At 42.7% G+C, this 18,890-nt stretch carries 18 protein-coding genes; 14 read left to right on the top strand and 4 right to left on the bottom strand.

Annotation, left to right across the window (positions count from 1 at the left end; all coding sequences use genetic code 11):
* The first annotated feature begins 39 nt into the window (after nt 1-39).
* The gene (apf, locus tag SOR_RS09050; protein ID WP_000060319.1) at nt 40-666 is read left to right on the top strand and encodes an aggregation-promoting factor; all 627 of its coding nucleotides are present in this window, start codon (nt 40-42) and stop codon (nt 664-666) included.
* A gap of 21 nt (nt 667-687) precedes the next feature.
* Here the strand turns inward: apf and SOR_RS09045 are convergent, their stop codons facing one another.
* A complete protein-coding gene (locus tag SOR_RS09045; protein WP_001268189.1) occupies nt 688-1,554 on the bottom strand; it encodes a helix-turn-helix domain-containing protein in 867 nt (288 codons plus the stop codon).
* Between the two features lie 378 nt (nt 1,555-1,932).
* Between SOR_RS09045 and SOR_RS09040 the strand changes: the two genes are divergently transcribed.
* From SOR_RS09040 to mnmG, 9 genes are all read left to right on the top strand, one after another.
* Complete coding sequence (locus tag SOR_RS09040; protein ID WP_000737528.1) at nt 1,933-2,217, top strand: lactococcin 972 family bacteriocin; 285 nt, start codon at nt 1,933-1,935, stop codon at nt 2,215-2,217.
* A 54-nt stretch (nt 2,218-2,271) separates the two neighbouring features.
* Nucleotides 2,272-4,380 (top strand): bacteriocin-associated integral membrane family protein, encoded by a 2,109-nt coding sequence (locus SOR_RS09035; RefSeq protein WP_000724251.1) that lies wholly within the window; start codon nt 2,272-2,274, stop codon nt 4,378-4,380.
* Entirely contained in the window at nt 4,377-5,006 is a 630-nt protein-coding gene (locus tag SOR_RS09030; RefSeq protein ID WP_000593108.1) for an ABC transporter ATP-binding protein, read from the top strand. The genes SOR_RS09035 and SOR_RS09030 overlap by 4 nt, the downstream gene beginning before the upstream one ends.
* Before the next feature lie 228 nt (nt 5,007-5,234).
* The gene (locus SOR_RS09025) at nt 5,235-6,041 is read left to right on the top strand and encodes an ABC transporter substrate-binding protein (protein WP_001045249.1); all 807 of its coding nucleotides are present in this window, start codon (nt 5,235-5,237) and stop codon (nt 6,039-6,041) included.
* Between the two features lie 15 nt (nt 6,042-6,056).
* Complete coding sequence (locus SOR_RS09020) at nt 6,057-7,253, top strand: argininosuccinate synthase (protein ID WP_000031904.1); 1,197 nt, start codon at nt 6,057-6,059, stop codon at nt 7,251-7,253.
* 27 nt (nt 7,254-7,280) lie between these two features.
* Complete coding sequence (argH, locus tag SOR_RS09015; protein WP_001125693.1) at nt 7,281-8,672, top strand: argininosuccinate lyase; 1,392 nt, start codon at nt 7,281-7,283, stop codon at nt 8,670-8,672.
* 370 nt (nt 8,673-9,042) lie between these two features.
* On the top strand, nt 9,043-10,164 hold the full coding sequence (gene mnmA, locus SOR_RS09010) for a tRNA 2-thiouridine(34) synthase MnmA (RefSeq protein ID WP_001282939.1): 1,122 nt from the start codon (nt 9,043-9,045) through the stop codon (nt 10,162-10,164).
* 141 nt (nt 10,165-10,305) lie between these two features.
* On the top strand, nt 10,306-10,761 hold the full coding sequence (locus SOR_RS09005; protein ID WP_000193641.1) for an NUDIX hydrolase: 456 nt from the start codon (nt 10,306-10,308) through the stop codon (nt 10,759-10,761).
* A gap of 8 nt (nt 10,762-10,769) precedes the next feature.
* Nucleotides 10,770-12,683 (top strand): tRNA uridine-5-carboxymethylaminomethyl(34) synthesis enzyme MnmG, encoded by a 1,914-nt coding sequence (mnmG, locus tag SOR_RS09000; protein WP_000221913.1) that lies wholly within the window; start codon nt 10,770-10,772, stop codon nt 12,681-12,683.
* Nucleotides 12,684-12,872: 189 nt separating this feature from the next.
* On the opposite strand, the gene rnjA is transcribed toward mnmG, so the two are convergent.
* The 3 genes from rnjA to SOR_RS08980 form a co-directional block, all read right to left on the bottom strand.
* Nucleotides 12,873-14,552 carry a ribonuclease J1 gene (rnjA, locus tag SOR_RS08990; protein ID WP_000331970.1) on the bottom strand — a complete coding sequence of 560 codons (1,680 nt, stop codon included), beginning with the start codon at nt 14,550-14,552 and terminating at the stop codon, nt 12,873-12,875.
* Between the two features lies 1 nt (nt 14,553).
* Nucleotides 14,554-14,787 carry a DNA-dependent RNA polymerase subunit epsilon gene (locus tag SOR_RS08985; RefSeq protein ID WP_000639587.1) on the bottom strand — a complete coding sequence of 78 codons (234 nt, stop codon included), beginning with the start codon at nt 14,785-14,787 and terminating at the stop codon, nt 14,554-14,556.
* Between the two features lie 232 nt (nt 14,788-15,019).
* On the bottom strand, nt 15,020-16,069 hold the full coding sequence (locus tag SOR_RS08980; RefSeq protein WP_000188663.1) for an SDR family oxidoreductase: 1,050 nt from the start codon (nt 16,067-16,069) through the stop codon (nt 15,020-15,022).
* Nucleotides 16,070-16,201: 132 nt separating this feature from the next.
* Between SOR_RS08980 and SOR_RS08975 the strand changes: the two genes are divergently transcribed.
* From SOR_RS08975 to tsaD, 4 genes are read left to right on the top strand one after another with little or no spacing between them, the layout of a single operon-like run.
* A complete protein-coding gene (locus SOR_RS08975) occupies nt 16,202-16,666 on the top strand; it encodes a MarR family winged helix-turn-helix transcriptional regulator (protein WP_000225125.1) in 465 nt (154 codons plus the stop codon).
* 9 nt (nt 16,667-16,675) lie between these two features.
* Nucleotides 16,676-17,362, top strand: a complete 687-nt coding sequence (tsaB, locus tag SOR_RS08970) for a tRNA (adenosine(37)-N6)-threonylcarbamoyltransferase complex dimerization subunit type 1 TsaB (protein WP_000683867.1) — start codon at nt 16,676-16,678, stop codon at nt 17,360-17,362.
* Entirely contained in the window at nt 17,359-17,811 is a 453-nt protein-coding gene (gene rimI / locus SOR_RS08965) for a ribosomal protein S18-alanine N-acetyltransferase (protein ID WP_000593857.1), read from the top strand. Before tsaB ends, rimI begins: the two co-directional genes overlap by 4 nt.
* Nucleotides 17,801-18,811 (top strand): tRNA (adenosine(37)-N6)-threonylcarbamoyltransferase complex transferase subunit TsaD, encoded by a 1,011-nt coding sequence (gene tsaD / locus SOR_RS08960; RefSeq protein ID WP_000655083.1) that lies wholly within the window; start codon nt 17,801-17,803, stop codon nt 18,809-18,811. The genes rimI and tsaD overlap by 11 nt, the downstream gene beginning before the upstream one ends.
* Nucleotides 18,812-18,890: the final 79 nt, after the last annotated feature.

Genomic DNA, 18,890 nt, shown 5'->3' with positions numbered 1-18,890 from the left:
GTATCATAGATATATCCAATGGAAGGAGAATTTTTAGATATGTCATTAACAACTAAAAAAATTAAAACAACTATCGCAGGAGTAGCAGCTTTGCTTGCTTTCTTTGCTCCATCACTTGCATCTGCCCAAGAAACTGTAACTTACACAGTTAAATCAGGTGATACTCTTTCAGAAATCGCTGAGAAGTACAACACAACTGTTGAAAAATTGGCAGCAAAAAACAACATCAAAGATATTCACCTTATCTATGTTGACCAAGTTTTGGTTATCGAAGGAACAGCTTCTACTGTAGCTCCAGCAGCAACAACGGAAGAATCAGCTCCAGTAGCTACAGAAACAGTTGAAGAAGCTCCAGCAGCAACAACTTATGAAGCCCCAGCTGCACCTGCTCCTGCAGCTTCAGCAGCAGAAAGCAACACTGCAGCAGCTTCTACTGTAAGTGGTTCTGAAGCAGAAGCCAAAGAATGGATCGCTCAAAAAGAATCAGGTGGTAGCTACACTGCTACAAACGGACGTTACATCGGACGTTACCAATTGACAGATTCATACTTGAACGGTGACTACTCAGCTGAAAACCAAGAACGTGTAGCAGATGCCTACGTTGCAGGACGTTACGGTTCATGGACAGCTGCCAAGAACTTCTGGCTTAACAACGGTTGGTATTAAGATGATATAGAAAAGGAAGTCTCAATGGCTTTCTTTTTTGTTTACAAAGATGTTAACTTCTCGCTCTAGCTCTGTTAGTAAGTGTTCATCTTCTACTAGTTTAGCTAAGGAGAGTCCATTCTGTATCAACTGAGTATCATTAGCACAAATGCCGATACGAATATAGGAAAACGCAAGTGTATCATACTGTTTGCTTGCTTTTGCATCCTCTAAGAGAGTGTAGCAAAGCTGTTTGCAAAGCAACTTATCACCATTGTAAAGATAAAGAGTTGAGAGATTCAGAAGCAACATCATACGAAGCCGAAAGACAGGACTGTAGTGTTTATAAACCTCTAGTCGTTCGAGAATTTTTTCGGTAATCTGATGAATATACTCCATAGGAAAAGCAAAGAGAATGGTATTAAGAACTTTGAGGTCGCTCTCATACCAAGTATCTTGTTTCTCAATCTTATCCCATAGTCTGTTTACAATGTTGTCAACCTTACTTGACAATTTTTCTATTCCATTTTCACGAATGTAGATAACGATTTCGAGCATATCTTGTAACTGCTGGATGGGGAAATCATGGTGTGTTTTTAGATAATGTTGGCATTTTTTGAGTAATTTACTTAAGTCGCTCGTACCACTAATAGAAGCCATTTTTAGAAAAGTCTGCATGATAGTTGATCGTTCACTTGGGTGGTAGAGATGGCAAATATAGTCAAACTCTTCAAAGGTCATATTGACTTGCCGAAGAAGAAACTCCATATTTTCATATTTAGGAGTTGTTTTCCCGCTTTCGATTTTTGATAGGCTGGTTCTTGAGAGAACATCCCCACAGACCTCCTCTTGGGTTAACCCCTTTGACTCACGGATTTCTTTATAAACATTTCCAAAATCGTAGCGCATGATTTCCTCCTTATTTGTGAAAAAAGTTAACAAAAAATAGAAATTGATTAAAAATATTGTATCATAGTAAAATAAAAAGTAAAAAAGAAATCTAAAATAAATTTGTGAAAAAGGTTAACAAATTTTACGACAAGGTATATTGTATTTTATAATCAAGATGATGAAGTACTAAGGGGGTACCAAATGTATAAAAAAGTATATCATCTGTTGTTATTTATATTATGGCTGGCTATTTTCTTCCCTTGGGGATGGCTCTTATAAAATTTTGATTAAGTAAAACGAAAGGAAGGTGAGTCCAATGGACTTCAATGTTTACAAATGAACCAATTCATCTGTTTCTGTGAAACAGTTCAAGATATAAGATGTGAGGAAAATATCATGAAAAAATTAGTAAAAATTGGTGTAGCAACCGTAATGGCATGTGGTTTGCTTGCTACTACAAATGTTTTGGCAGTATGGGTAGGTGGTGGTCAATGGAACTATGGAGTAGGTTGGACAGGAACTTTTGGATATTCTGATTATTTACATTCTACTCGATCTCATACAGCAACAGTCCGACATGGTGGTAGAATCTCTAGGGATCGTGAAACTCCCGGGGTTTGGGCTCAAGCTTCCCTTACTAAAATTCCGCCAACAGGATTAGAATATTTCTATGGATTTTAAGTGAAATTTTCCCTCTCCTGTTAGGAGAGGGAGAACTTTATTGGAGGTATCTTTATGAAAAAAATCAGTAATTTCTGTATGTTACTCCTGCTTCTCTGTACTACTTTTTTTGTTTTTAATGTAAACTACACACGAGAAGTGGTTCGGATTCAGGAAATGGGAAAGACAGCGAGTTCTTTGGATGTATACTTGAAAGATGTCAATGAACCTGCAGAATCTGTTCTTCGATTTTTTGAGGATGTATCAAAGGAGTACAAAGTCTCCATCATCAAAACAGACAGTGGTGATGAGGTGATCAAGTCTGGTGTTTTTGATAAAGATACCTTCCCCTACCAAGAGTTTGGACTTTCTTCCCTTGATTTTACCACAGATGGTGAGGGAGTTTACAGTAATAAAGAAATTTCCAATAAACTTGGTACGATTCCGACCTTTCTAAAAGCCAAACCTATTCAGCTTATGACTTTTCAAACCTATATCAAGGATACATCTCGTAGTTTAAATGGTCGCTATACGATAACTTCTACACAAAAGATGGACAAGGATAGGATTGTACAGAAATGGAGCGATTTTTTCAATATAGACCAGGCTACCTTGCTAGAGCCAAACTATAAAAGTGCAGTGGAAGTCTTAAATCGAGATTTGCTCTTATCTGCTATTATTTTTGTCTTGGCTATTTTGCTTCTTGTCTTAGTAACAGTGTATCAGCCGATGATGGAGATGAAAAGAGTTGGGGTACAAAAATTACTTGGTTTTCAAGATCGGGCTGTTTTAGCTGATGTTGTGAAAGGCAACCTCTACCTCCTCCTAGGTGGGGCGCTTGTGATCAATCTAGGAGTGTGTTTCTTGCTTGATTATAAGCCGAATGATTTGTTCCCTATGCTGTGGTTGTCTCATTTTTTGCTTTTGCAGCTTTATCTCTTTATCAGTTGGTTGACTTATCTCTTAATCCAAAAAATGACAATCAGCTCTCTGCTGAAAGGTTTTTCATCTTTCAAATTTGGTTTACTCTTTAATTATTTGATGAAAATTGGAACTACCATTTTACTGACAGTCTTGCTAGTTGGGGTGGGGAAAAGTTTGGAGCAAGAAAACAAAGAGTTGGATTACCAGAAACAGTGGATCAGTCAAGGAAATTATCTGACCTTAGAAACTTTCCAACTCAATGATAACCTGTGGCAAGAGCAGTTGGCAGGCTCAGGGCAAGCAGTGGATTATTTCTATCGATTTTATCTGGATTTGGTAGAAAAAACGCAGGCGGGCTATGTGCAAAGTAGCAGTCTTCCTGTAAAAAATTTTGTCAAATCAGAACAGATTCAGCAATATCAGTTAACAGATACGGTGGATGTGTACTATGCTAATCGCAATTTTCTAAAGAGCAAGGGATTCAAGTTACCCGATACCGGCACTAAAAAAGTTATTTTGATGCCAGCAAGTACGAAAGGTGAAGAAGAGAAAAACCAGCTCTTGGGGAAGTTGATTACCTATCAATCAATGAAGTATGAAGAGCAGCAAAAACGAAGGATAGAGGAGGTGGATGTCGAGATTGCCTATTATGAAGGAGATTGGTCATTTTTCCCTTATAACGAGAAGCGAAAGGAAAATCTCTACAATCCAATTATTAGCTTGGTCAATGATTCTGATATGATGTGGGATGAAAAAGCTTCCCTGTCAACAACAGGTTTAAATAATCCCATTAAAATCGAAAATACAGCTCAACATCAAAAAGAGGTGACAGCGTTAGTTGAGAAATTATCAGATGGGAATTATTTAAAATTTTCATCTATTCAAGCCATTCAACAAGAGAAAGTAGATTCTTATCGAGATGCTGTTCGGAATTTCAACATACTCTTTGCTTTGGTTGGTCTTCTTAGTATGATGATTTCCTACTTCTTACTAGTAACAACTTTCTTATTGAAGCGAACAGATATTATTACCAAGAAGTTTATGGGCTGGAAATTGATAGATCGGTATCGTTCCTTGCTGGGTCTTCTATTAGCTGTCTATAGCCTTCCTTTTGTAGCCCTGCTATTCTTTACACAGGCACTTTTCCCGCTCCTACTTTTTGCAGGATTTACAGGCTTAGATATCCTGTTTGTGCTTTTCTTGGGTTCTAAGATGGAAAAACGAAATGTAGTGCAGTTATTGAAAGGGGATCACTTATGATAAAGTTGGAAAATGTTACGAAAACCATTGGGGAAAAAGTTATTTTGGAGAACTTATCTCTAAAAATTAACCAAGGAGATTTAGTTGCCATTGTTGGAAAAAGTGGCAGTGGCAAGTCAACCTTGTTAAATCTTTTGGGTTTGATAGATGGCGATTACAGTGGACATTATGAAATTTTCGGTCAGCAAAATGTACCTGTCAATTCTGTTAAGTCGCAAGCGATTATCCGCGAACATATCTCCTATCTGTTTCAAAACTTTGCTCTGATTGATAATGAAACAGTAGAGTATAATCTCATGCTCGCTCTAAAGTATGTAAAATTATCCAAGAAGGACAAAGTCAAAAAGATAGAAGAAATTTTAGAGAGAGTGGGATTGTCATCAACTCTACATCAGAAGGTTTCAGAGTTATCTGGAGGGGAACAGCAACGAATCGCAGTTGCTAGAGCCATTTTAAAACCGAGTCAGCTCCTTTTAGCAGATGAACCAACCGGTTCTCTAGATCCTGAAAATCGAGATTTGGTTTTAAATTTTCTCTTAGATATGAACAAGGAAGGGAAAACGGTCATTATCGTTACCCACGATGCCTATGTGGCCGAACAGTGCCATCGAGTCATTGAATTGTGAAAGAGAATGTGGAGAGTTCGTTGAACTCTTCATCTTACCTGTAATTGGACAATTGTATTTTTAAAAAACCAAATAGTATAAATAAGCTTATTATATGTAAAAATATATCATATAATAAGCTTTTTCTTGATTAAAATGAAATAAAATACAGTTTTTCCTTGACAAACGAAAACGAGAGGAGTATTATTTATACAATAATAAAGTATAAAAATAAAAGGAGGCTCTTCTATGAATAAAGTGAAGAAGGTGTTGATGACGATGTTTGGTTTGCTTATGTTCCCCTTATTATTTGCTTGTAGTAACACTCAATCCCAAGGTGTTGAAGCTATTAAGGCTAAAGGGAAATTGGTGGTGGCCCTAAATCCAGAGTTTGCTCCATTTGAATATCAGAAATTGGTCGATGGGAAAAATCAGATTGTAGGTTCAGATGTTGAGCTAGCCAAAGCCATCGCAAAAGAACTAGGTGTAGAAGTGGAGTTCTCTCCAATGAGTTTTGACAATGTACTGGCTAGTCTTGATTCAGGCAAGGCCGATCTTGCCATATCAGGTGTTTCTAAAACGGAAGAGAGAAGTCAAGTTTACGATTTTTCAATTCCCTACTACACTTCGAAAAATAAGGTTATCGTAAGAAAATCTGAATTAACGAATTACCAATCAGTCAAGGATTTGGCTCAGAAAAAGGTTGGAGCGCAGAAAGGTTCTATCCAGGAAACTCTGGCTAAAGAAACCTTGCAGGCTTCTTCTCTCGTTTCACTTCCTAAAAATGGAAATTTGATAATAGATTTGAAATCAGGGCAACTGGATGCGGTTATCTTTGAAGAACCAGTGGCGAAAGGATTTGTAGAGAATAATCCAGACCTAGCCATCGCTGAGTTTGATTTTGACAATGATAAAGAAGATTCCTACGCTGTTGCGATGAAAAAAGACAGTAAAGAATTAAAAGAGGCGGTTGACAAAACCATCCAGAAGTTGAAGGATTCTGGGGAGTTGGACAAATTGATTGACGATGCTTTTAAAGCCTCTATCGAAAAATAGAAAGAAGGAAGAGAAATGAGTAAGGAAAAGGTCATTTTAGCCTATTCAGGTGGATTGGATACATCAGTTGCTATTACATGGTTAAAAAAAGACTATGATGTGATCGCTGTTTGTATGGATGTGGGTGAAGGAAAAGATTTGGAGTTCATCCACGATAAAGCTCTCAAGGTTGGGGCTGTAGAGTCTTATGTCATTGATGTTAAGGAAGAATTCGCTAATGACTATGTTTTAGTGGCCCTTCAGGCACATGCCTACTATGAACAAAAGTATCCCTTGGTATCTGCTCTGAGTCGCCCTCTTATTTCAAAAAAACTCGTTGAAATAGCTCATCAGACGGGGGCAACCACAATTGCCCATGGTTGTACAGGTAAGGGAAACGACCAAGTTCGGTTTGAAGTCTCTATTGCGGCTTTGGATCCCAATTTAAAAGTAGTTGCGCCTGTTCGTGAGTGGAAATGGTCTCGTGAAGAAGAAATCCAATATGCCAAAGAAAACGGTGTTCCAGTTCCTGCTGACCTTGACAATCCTTACTCTGTCGATCAAAATCTTTGGGGTCGTGCAAATGAATGTGGTGTCTTGGAAAACCCTTGGAACCAAGCGCCAGAAGAAGCATTTGGGATCACATCTTCTCCAGAAGAGGCACCAGACAGTCCAGAATTTATTGACATTGAGTTTAGCTGTGGGGTGCCCATTTCCCTCAATGGAGAAAAGATGAAAGTGGCGGCTTTGATTCAAAAGCTCAATGAAATTGCAGGCAAACACGGTGTTGGTCGTATTGACCATGTGGAAAATCGCCTAGTCGGTATTAAGTCAAGAGAGATTTATGAGTGCCCAGGTGCTGTGACCTTATTGGCAGCTCATAAGGAGATTGAGGACTTGACTCTTGTGAGAGAAGTGGCTCATTTCAAACCCATTATCGAAAATGAGTTGTCCAATCTCATCTATAATGCCTTGTGGTTTAGCCCAGCAACTCAGGCTTTGATTGCCTATATCAAGGAGACACAGAAAGTTGTCAATGGAACTGCAAAAGTTAAACTTTACAAGGGAAACGCCCAGGTAGTGGCGCGGAAATCTCCAAATTCTCTTTACGATGAAAATCTGGCGACTTATACTAGTGCGGATACCTTTGACCAAGATGCGGCTGTTGGATTTATCAAGCTTTGGGGGCTTCCGACTAAGGTTTATTCAGAAGTTCAGAAAAATGTTGAGTAGTGACGCGATAGAAAGGGACGACAGGATATGCCGAAAAATACAAAATTATGGGGTGGTCGATTTGAAGGCACTGTGGAAGAGTGGGTAGAACAGTTCGGTGCGAGTATTTCCTTTGACCACCAGCTGGCAAAATTTGATTTGATGGGTTCCCTAGCTCATATTCAAATGCTAGGACAGACTGGCATTTTGAGCTTGGAAGAGGCAGAGCAGATCCAAGATGGTCTGCAAGCTTTGTTGCGAGATTTAGAGGCAGGAGAGCTTCATTTTGATATTGCAAATGAAGATATTCATATGAATATGGAAGTGTTACTGACAGAGAAAATCGGTCCTCTGGCTGGGAAACTGCACACGGCTCGTTCTCGGAATGACCAAGTCGCAACAGATATGCACTTATATCTAAAGGAGCAACTTGGCCATGTCTTGGATAAGTTGGCGAATCTGAACAGTGTTTTGCTGGATTTGGCTGAAAAACATGTGGAAACCATCATGCCAGGCTATACTCATTTGCAGCACGCCCAACCGATTAGTTTTGCCCATCATCTCATGGCTTATTACAATATGTTTCAAAGGGATAGCGAGCGCTTTGCATTTAACTTGAAACATACGGACCTATCTCCCCTGGGTGCGGCTGCATTGGCGGGGACAACTTTTCCAATCGATCGTCAATTATCGAGTGATTTATTGGGTTTCCAACACCCCTATACCAATTCCTTGGACGCAGTGAGTGACCGTGATTTCATCTTAGAATTTCTATCAAATGCCAGCATTTTGATGATGCATATGAGTCGTTTTTGTGAGGAAATCATCAATTGGTGCAGTTTTGAGTATCAGTACATTAGCTTGTCTGATAGCTTTTCAACGGGTTCGTCTATCATGCCCCAGAAGAAAAATCCTGATATGGCCGAATTGATTCGAGGGAAGACAGGACGAGTTTACGGGCACTTGCTTGGACTATTGACCGTCATGAAGTCTCTGCCTCTGGCTTATAATAAGGATTTGCAAGAGGACAAGGAAGGCATGTTTGATACAGTAGAAACGATTTTAAATTCTCTGGATGTGCTGGCAGGTATGCTATCGAGCATGCAGGTTAATGAGGCCAAAATGCAGCAATCCACAGAGAATGATTTTTCAAATGCGACCGAACTGGCAGATTATTTGGCTGAAAAAGGTCTTCCCTTTAGAGAAGCGCATGAAATTGTAGGGAAATTGGTTCTAGACTCTATCAAGCATAGTAAAAATATCCAAGATTGGGATTTGAAGGAGTTGCAAGTCTACCATCCCTTGATTGAAGAGGATATTTATATCTACTTGCGTCCAGAAACCGCTGTTCAGAGGAGAAATTCCTTAGGAGGAACCGGCTTTGAGCAAGTGAAATACCAGATAGAACAAGCGAAGAAAGAACTTAAAAGGGGAAATTGATTCGTTTGCAAAGTAAGAAAGAGAGGCTGAGATGATTTATCAGCCTCTTTCTTGTCTTCTCCAACCAAGCGTGTTATAATGAATACTGCTCAAGCGACCTTCAATCGTTAAAGCACACACGACCTTCAATCGTGAACTAGTCATTTCGTTTATCTTTTATTACGTCGTTAACTCGTCTTACCTAACTCGAGTTATGCCTGCGACTCGTTGCCTATCATATTTTCATTTTAAGATGATAGGCTAAAATGGTCTCCCAGACCATTTTACTCCTAAAAGCAAACGAAAAGACTATACTCGAAGAAATTCTATTGAAAGTCTTAGTAAATAGAATTTTGAGGGTATGAATAAACGAATAGATGGGAGACTTACCATGAGTGATAACTCTAAAACACGTGTTGTTGTGGGGATGAGTGGTGGTGTTGATTCGTCGGTGACGGCTCTCTTGCTTAAAGAGCAGGGTTACGATGTGATCGGTATCTTCATGAAGAACTGGGATGACACAGATGAAAACGGCGTCTGTACGGCGACCGAAGATTATAAGGATGTGGCTGCGGTGGCAGACCAGATCGGCATTCCTTACTACTCTGTCAATTTTGAAAAAGAGTACTGGGACCGCGTTTTTGAGTATTTCCTAGCGGAATACCGTGCAGGGCGCACGCCAAATCCAGATGTTATGTGTAACAAGGAAATCAAGTTCAAGGCCTTTTTGGACTATGCTATGACCTTGGGTGCAGACTATGTAGCGACTGGGCATTATGCTCGAGTGGCGCGTGATGAGGATGGCATCGTTCACATGCTTCGTGGCGTGGACAATGGGAAGGACCAGACCTATTTCCTCAGTCAACTTTCGCAAGAACAACTCCAAAAAACTATGTTCCCACTGGGGCATTTGGAAAAGCCTGAAGTACGAAAACTAGCAGAAGAAGCAGGTCTTGCGACTGCTAAGAAGAAAGACTCGACAGGGATTTGCTTTATCGGAGAAAAGAACTTTAAAAACTTTCTCAGCAACTATCTGCCAGCTCAGCCTGGTCGCATGATGACTGTGGATGGTCGCGATATGGGCGAGCATGCAGGTCTGATGTATTATACAATCGGTCAGCGTGGCGGACTTGGTATCGGTGGCCAACACGGCGGTGACAATGCTCCTTGGTTCGTTGTTGGAAAAGACCTGAGCAAGAATATCCTCTATGTCGGCCAAGGTTTCTATCATGATTCGCTTATGTCAACCAGCCTAGAAGCCAGTCAAGTTCATTTTACTCGTGAGATGCCAGAGGAATTTACGCTAGAATGTACGGCTAAATTCCGCTACCGTCAGCCTGATTCTAAGGTGACAGTACATGTCAAAGGAGACAAGGCAGAGGTCATCTTTGCGGAACCGCAACGCGCGATCACACCCGGGCAGGCAGTTGTCTTTTACGATGGCGAAGAGTGTCTAGGTGGCGGTTTGATTGACAATGCCTACCGCGATGGACAAGTTTGTCAGTACATTTAGATTGACAAATTTTCTCAATTTGCTACAATAATAAAAGCAATAGAAATGATGGTCAAAGCTCATGGATGTTGCAGGCTTTTTTTGTCCTGCACTTCTTACGAGTTTTGACTGTTTTTGTGTCGTTTAAGGGAAAGGATAAAAATGACTCAACAAGACTTTCGGACAAAAGTGGAAAATACAGTTTTTGGCGTTCGAGCGACAGCCTTAATTCTTCAAAATGGCAAGCTCCTAGTTACCAAAGATAAGGGTAAGTATTACACTATTGGCGGTGCGATTCAAGTCAATGAAAGCACGAAAGACGCGGTAGTCCGTGAAGTGAAGGAAGAACTGGGTGTCAAAGCTCAAGCTGGACAGCTAGCTTTCGTGGTTGAAAATCGTTTTGAACAAGACGGTGTTTCCTATCACAACATCGAGTTTCATTATTTGGTAGACTTGCTGGAAGATGCTCCATTGACCATGCAGGAAGACGAAAAAATGCAGCCTTGTGAGTGGATTGACTTGGATGAACTCCAGAATATCCAGCTAGTTCCAGCCTTTTTAAAAACAGCCCTGCCGGATTGGGACGGCCAACTAAGACACATTCATCTTGAGGAATAGGAGAGAAAATGACTTATAATTTTACGGAAGAATACGATATTATTGTAATTGGTGCGGGACACGCTGGGGTTGAGGCTTCCTTGGCCGCTAGCCGTATGGGCTGTAAGGTTCTGCTTGCGACTATCAATATTGAAATGCTGGCGTTCATGCCTTGTAATCCTTCTATCGGAGGTTCTGCCAAGGGAATTGTCGTGCGTGAGGTAGATGCTCTCGGTGGCGAGATGGCCAAGACCATTGACAAGACTTACATCCAGATGAAGATGCTCAACACTGGGAAAGGTCCAGCTGTTCGCGCCCTTCGGGCGCAGGCTGACAAGGAACTTTACTCTAAGGAAATGCGCAAGACGGTTGAAAATCAAGAAAATCTGACCCTTCGTCAGACCATGATTGATGAGATTTTGGTGGAAGATGGCAAGGTTGTCGGTGTTCGTACAGCGACCCATCAAGAGTATGCTGCAAAGGCCGTTATCGTGACGACAGGAACAGCCCTCCGTGGGGAAATTATCATCGGAGACCTCAAGTACTCATCAGGACCAAACCACAGCTTGGCTTCGATTAACCTTGCTGACAATCTCAAGGAACTGGGACTCGAAATCGGTCGTTTCAAGACAGGTACACCTCCGCGTGTCAAGGCTTCTTCTATCAACTACGATGTGACAGAAATCCAGCCAGGAGATGAAGCACCCAATCACTTCTCTTATACTTCGCGTGATGAGGATTATGTCAAAGACCAAGTTCCATGCTGGTTGACCTACACCAATGGTACCAGTCATGAGATTATCCAAAATAACCTCCACCGTGCGCCTATGTTTACAGGTGTGGTTAAGGGAGTGGGCCCTCGTTATTGCCCGTCGATAGAGGATAAGATTGTGCGCTTTGCGGACAAGGAACGCCACCAGCTCTTCCTTGAGCCAGAAGGACGCAATACAGAGGAAGTCTATGTCCAAGGCTTGTCAACCAGTCTGCCTGAGGATGTACAACGCGAGCTGGTTCATTCCATCAAAGGTTTGGAAAATGCAGAAATGATGCGAACTGGTTATGCTATCGAGTATGACATGGTCTTGCCTCATCAGTTGCGTGCGACTCTGGAAACCAAGAAAATCTCAGGACTTTTCACAGCTGGTCAGACAAATGGGACATCTGGTTACGAAGAAGCTGCTGGCCAAGGGATTATCGCTGGTATCAATGCGGCTTTGAAAATTCAAGGCAAGCCTGAATTGATTTTGAAGCGCAGTGACGGCTATATCGGGGTCATGATTGACGACTTGGTGACCAAGGGAACTATTGAACCTTACCGTCTCTTAACCAGTCGTGCTGAATACCGTCTCATCCTCCGTCATGACAATGCTGATATGCGTTTGACTGAGATGGGTCGTGAGATTGGTCTCGTTGATGATGAACGCTGGGCCCGTTTTGAGATTAAGAAAAATCAATTTGACAATGAGATGAAACGCCTAGACAGCATCAAACTCAAGCCAGTCAAGGAAACGAACGCTAAGGTTGAAGCGATGGGATTCAAGCCGTTGACAGATGCAGTGACAGCCAAGGAATTCCTTCGCCGTCCAGAAGTTTCTTACCAAGATGTAGTGGCCTTTATCGGACCAGCTACTGAGGATTTGGATGACAAGATTATCGAATTAATTGAAACAGAAATCAAGTACGAAGGTTATATTTCCAAAGCCATGGACCAGGTTGCCAAGATGAAACGAATGGAAGAAAAACGCATTCCAGCCAATATCGACTGGGATGATATTGACTCTATCGCGACAGAAGCTCGTCAGAAGTTCAAACTTATCAATCCAGAAACTATCGGCCAAGCCAGTCGTATTTCGGGAGTAAACCCAGCAGATATTTCTATTTTGATGGTGTATCTTGAAGGTAAAAATCGTAGTATTTCTAAAAATCAAGAAAAGAAAGCATAGAGAAAAACAGCTCCGAAGACGGAGCTGTTTTGTTGACTTGTACTCAATGAAAATCAAAGAGCAAACTAGAAAGTTAGCCGTAGGTTGCTCAAAGCACTGCTTTGAGGTTGTAGATAGAACTGACGAAGTCAGTAACATATATACGGCAAGGCGAAGCTGACGTGGTTTGAATTTGATTTTCAAAGAGTATTATTCTTCATCTGGTGTGAGGATCATCGGGATAATGATCGGTTCACGTTCTGTGTTTTCATAGAGGAAAGGACGAATGGCGTTGACAATGGCGCCATTGACAGATTGCACGCTAGCATCTTTATTCTTCAGCGCGATACGAATTGCATTGAAGAGGATGCGCTGGCTTTGGCGAATCAAGTCACCAGATTCTCTCATGTAGACAAAGCCTCGGCTGAGGATGTCAGGACCAGACAAGATCATTTTAGACTTGAAGTCAACAGTTGCGACTGCTAGAACGACACCATCTTCAGATAGATCACGACGGTCTTTGAGGACAGCAGCGCCGATTTCACCGATACGATTTCCATCGACATAGATGTCTTGGGCATTGAAGTGCCCTGCGATACGGGCTGAGTTAGCAGTAAGGGCAAGCACATCACCATTGCTCATGATAAAGATATTGTCCTTCTCGACACCCGTATCCACCGCTAGTCCAGCGTGGACTTTTTGCATGCGGTATTCACCATGGACAGGCATGAAGTATTTTGGCTTGATCAAGCGGAGCATGAGTTTTTGCTCTTGCTGACCACCGTGTCCAGAGGTGTGGATATTGTTAATCTTTCCGTGGATGACTTCGACACCAGCTTCTGAGATAATGTTAATCAACTTGTTGACGCTAGTAGTATTTCCAGGGATTGGGCTAGAAGAGAAGATAACGGTATCGCCGGGTTGGAGTTGCACCTGACGGTGAGTTCCGTTAGCGATACGAGAGAGGGCTGCCATCGGCTCACCTTGACTACCTGTACAGAGGATAAGAACCTCGCCTGCAGGGTAGTCTTTGATTTCATTTGGCTCGATAAAGGTTCCCTTAGGAGCTTTGATGTAGCCAAGCTCGATCCCGTTGACAATGGCCTTTTCCATAGAACGACCAAAGACCGCAATCTTGCGTCCAGTCTTAACAGCGGCATCTGTTGCTTGCTGGAGACGGAAGATATTTGAGGCAAAGGATGCAAAGATGATACGTCCTTCGATGCCTTGGATAATCTTCATGATGGACTGACCAACGACTTTTTCAGAGTTGGTAAAGGTTGGGACTTCTGCATTTGTCGAGTCAGAGAGGAGGCAGAGTACGCCTTCTTCACCAAGGGCTGCCATACGGTGCAAGTCCGCTGGTTCCCCAACTGGAGTAAAGTCAAACTTAAAGTCACCCGTACAGACGATTTTTCCTTGAGGGGTATGAATGACAATTCCTAAAGGCTCTGGAATAGAGTGAGTGGTTCTAAAGAAAGTTGCCTTGAGATTTTTAAAGGTCAACTCAGTGTTGTGGTTGATTTCGTAAAGTTTGGCGTTGCGCAAGAGACCGTGTTCTTCGAGTTTTCCACGGATCAAAGCTAAGGCAAGTGGTCCAGCGTAGATAGGGACATTTGCTTGCTTGAGCAGGAAAGGAATCCCACCAATGTGGTCCTCGTGTCCGTGTGTGATCAAGACAGCCTTGACGCGGTCGATATTGTCCACGATGTAAGAGTAATCAGGAATGACATAGTCGATACCTAGCAAGTCATCTTCTGGAAATTTAATCCCAGCATCAACGATGATAATCTCGTCTTGGTATTCAATTCCGTATGTGTTTTTCCCGATTTCTCCCAGACCACCGATGGCAAAAACGCCGACTTCTTCAGGTTTAAGAGTGTAGGCCATATTAGAACTCCGTAATCTCGAAAGCGCCAGTTTCTTTTTCGTAATCTAGCAATTTGTCAGACAAGAGTTCGATATACTCGATGTTGTACTCTGGGCGGTTTTCTTCGACAAGTTGGCGAGCAGCGATACGGCCCTCAAGTTCTGAGCTAGCATCGATGTCTAGGTAGAGTGAGCGTGTTGTTTCACGGCGCGGACTGCGCTCTTTTGTTTCCTGATAAAAAACTTTGTAAATCATTACATTTCCTTTCATATTTTCATGATTAACCTGCAGAAAACAACAGCTGATTAGCTGTTTTCTTTTATTTAATTCTGAGTAGTGGATTAATCCTGATTCGTTACAATTATAATAATTATACCATAAAATAAGGGAATAGTAAAAGGTGGAGATAAGAAAATGTAAGAGTGATTTAGTCTAAAAGTATTCGGATTCCATATTCCTGAAATGCCTGTTCTGGATATTTTTAATCTTATGAGAGATAGCCGTGCTTGCGGTACCAATCTACCACGTCAGCTAAGCTTTCTTCGAGAGGGCGATGCTGTCCGCCTAGCTCGCTCTCGGTTTTGGCAAAGCTAAAATTACTTTTGAGATATTCTTCGGCCATGAGATGAGCGAGCTCATTGGTAACCAAAATTGGTTTTTTGGTGAGCCGGTGGTAGAGCTCACTTGCTTGGGCATAGATTTTGACGAAAAGAGGGGAGATCTTGCGCTTGGGGGCGGGAACGCCAGTGATTTTTTCCAGTATTTGGTACAATTCTGTCATGGTCACTTGCCGTCCAACTGCCAGATAGCGCTCCTTTGAGCGTCCGTATTTCATAGCGCGGAGATGAATATCTGCTACATCTCTAGCATCCACCATATTATAGCTAGCCTTTAAGATACCTGGAAGTTTTTGCTCTACAAAATTGATAATCAGCTGCCCACTGGAGGTCGGACCAAGGTCTCTAGGCCCCAACATTACACTCGGCAAGATAAAGCAACCGAAAACATCTGAATGCTTGTCCAAGAAATCACGAACGGCCTCTTCACTCAAAATCTTGCTGCGATAGTAATCAAAAGGAGTATCTTTTGAGCGAGACATGCTTTCATCAATTAGCTGATTGGCCTCACCTTCCAGTACGACACAGGAGGAAGTATGGACAAATTGGCGGATACCAGCCTCGTAAGCAGCTTCTAGGAGGTTATTTGCGCCTATAATATTAGTGTAGTAGAGCTCCTGCCAGTGCTTGCCGCCTTTATAATTATCGCGGAAAAAAGCAGCGGTATGAAAGAGGCTGTCGCAGCCTGCTAAATAGTCACGATAGCTTTCGGGCTCTAAAATATCCCCCTTGACAATCTGGATAGGCAGGTCGGCAAATTGTTTGCGCGCTTTTTCCTCGGAGCGAACGAGAGCGGTCACTTGAATGTTTTCTTTTAGCAGAGCACGCACGAGATTATTTCCTAAAAGACCGGTCGCACCAGTCACAAAAGCGTGGGTCATTGTTCTAGCTGGTTTTTGATTTGTAGGGTTTGGGGTCATCCGTTTTTCCTCCTTTTGCAAATAGATGACATATCATCTATTTAGGATTTTATATTTTTTAACTAAAATTGTCAACAATTTACCTAATCTAGTGTAAAATAGTATAGAAGTGATTTTTGAAAGGAGAGCAGCGTGGTAGCAGAAGGAATTCGATTTGGTTATTTGTTTAGAAGTGCAGAGAGCTTAGCGACGAGAGAATATGGGAAGTTGCTAGAGCCTTTGGGAATTACGCCCAATCAAAGCGAGGTCTTGCTCGTTTTGGGCGAACATGCTCCGCTGTCTCTCAAGGGCTTGGGGGAATCCCTGATTTGTGAGGAAAAAAGCCCTAGTCGCTTGGTGCAGGCTTTGATTAAAAAAGGCTTGGTCAAGAAAGAAATTTCTAGCAAGGACAAGCGCAGTTCTCGCTTGAGCTTGACTGCTGCTGGAGCGGATTTGCTGCCCAAGATTGCTGAGCAAGAAGCGATTTTTGGAAAACACTTGGCGCAGCAAGTGCCTAATTTGGAGGCTTTTAGCCAGATTTTAGAGGAATTTTTGGTAGATAGTTTCTACGAAGACAAATTAAAACGCCGCTCACTTTGGCGGCAAGAGGAAAAATAGAGGATAAGCATGAAGATTGCAGCTTTTGATACGTCAAGTAAGGCGCTGACGCTCGCGATTTTAGAGGACGAGACCTTGCTGGCGCAGATGACTTTAAATATAAAGAAAAACCACAGCATTACCCTGATGCCGGCTATTGATTTTCTGACGAATAGTCTGGACATGAAGCCGACGGATTTGGATCGTATCGTAGTTGCTCAGGGACCAGGTAGCTACACAGGTTTGCGAATTGCGGTAGCAACTGCTAAGACCTTGGCTCACACTCTGAACATCGAGTTGGTTGGTGTGTCTAGTTTGCTGGCTTTAGTCCCAGAGCAGGCGGAAGGCTTGGTCATTCCTATCATGGATGCCCGCCGCAATAATGTTTATGCTGGCTTTTACCAGTCTGGTCATGTTGTACGGCCAGAGGCTCATCTGCCTTTGGCAGAGGTTTTGGAAATAGCTGGCGCTACTAACCAACCAGTCACCTTTGTCGGAGAGACAGCGGTTTTTGCGGAGCAGATTGGAGCTGCTCTTCCTCAGGCTGCCATTCAGCCAAGCTTGCCAGATGCGGCAGCTATTGGTCGTCTCGGTCTAGACCTGCCTGCCCAGTCCATTCATGACTTTGTTCCTAACTATCTCAAGCGGGTAGAAGCCGAGGAAAATTGGCTCAAGAATCACAAGGAATCCAGTGATTCTTACATTCAGCGCCTATGATTAAGTTGAGAAAATGGAGCGACAGCTCGGATGTGGACGTGGCAGTTCTAGCAGAAGAGCTGGAACAGCTCTTACTTGCGGTCTATGAGGTCAGCCCTTGGACAGCGGACCAAGTGGCAGAGGTTCTGCGTTCGGATGTGAACAGTTGTGCACTAGCAGAAGATGAAAGTCGACTTGTCGGCTTCTTAGTATGGCAGGAAACAGACTTTGAAGCGGAAGTCCTGCAGATTGCCATATTGCCTAGCTATCAGGGGCAGAAAATCGCGACAGCCTTGTTTGACTTTTTGCCTGCCGACAAAGAAATTTTCCTCGAAGTGAGGGAGTCGAACAGGCCAGCTCTGCTATTTTACAAAAAAGAAAAATTTGAAGAAATCGCGCGGCGGAAGGCCTACTACCATGCGCCGATAGAAGATGCGATTGTCATGAAAAGAGAGATCCATGAAAGATAGATATATTTTAGCTTTTGAGACATCTTGCGATGAGACCAGTGTGGCGGTTCTGAAGAATGAGACTGAGCTTTTGAGTAATGTCATTGCGAGTCAAATTGAGAGTCACAAACGTTTTGGGGGTGTAGTGCCAGAAGTGGCCAGTCGTCACCATGTCGAGGTTATTACAGCCTGTATTGAGGAGGCGCTAGCAGAAGCAGGGATTACCGAAGAGGACATAACAGCTGTGGCGGTTACCTATGGACCGGGCTTGGTTGGAGCTCTGCTAGTTGGTTTGTCAGCTGCCAAGGCCTTTGCTTGGGCGCATGGCTTGCCACTTATCCCCGTCAACCACATGGCTGGGCACCTCATGGCAGCTCAGAGTGTGGAGACTTTGGAGTTTCCTCTCCTAGCACTCTTGGTCAGCGGAGGACACACGGAGTTGGTCTATGTGTCAGAGGCTGGCGATTACAAGATTGTTGGGGAGACACGAGACGATGCAGTTGGGGAGGCTTATGACAAGGTCGGTCGTGTCATGGGCTTGACTTATCCAGCAGGTCGTGAGATTGACGAGTTGGCCCATCAAGGTCAGGATGTTTATGACTTCCCTCGTGCCATGATCAAGGAAGACAATCTGGAGTTCTCATTCTCAGGTTTGAAATCTGCCTTTATCAATCTTCACCACAATGCTGAGCAAAAGGGAGAAAGCTTGTCTACAGAGGATTTGTGTGCTTCCTTCCAAGCAGCTGTCATGGATATTCTCATGGTAAAAACCAAGAAAGCTTTAGAAAAATACCCTGTAAAAACCCTAGTTGTCGCAGGTGGTGTAGCAGCTAATAAAGGTCTTAGAGAACGCTTGGCAGCCGAAATCACAGATGTCAAGGTCATCATTCCACCCCTGCGTCTCTGCGGAGACAATGCAGGCATGATTGCCTATGCCAGCGTCAGCGAGTGGAACAAAGAAAACTTTGCAGACTTGGACCTCAATGCCAAACCAAGTCTTGCCTTTGATACCATGGAATAAAGAGTCAGCTTGAAGCTGGCTTTTTTGCCCTCCTTAAATGTCAGAATATTTTGACAAAACTGTAGAAATGGTGATATAA

The sequence above is a fragment of the Streptococcus oralis Uo5 genome (assembly GCF_000253155.1).
Lineage (GTDB): Bacteria > Bacillota > Bacilli > Lactobacillales > Streptococcaceae > Streptococcus > Streptococcus oralis_L.
This window is presented reverse-complemented; position numbering and strand designations above follow the sequence as displayed.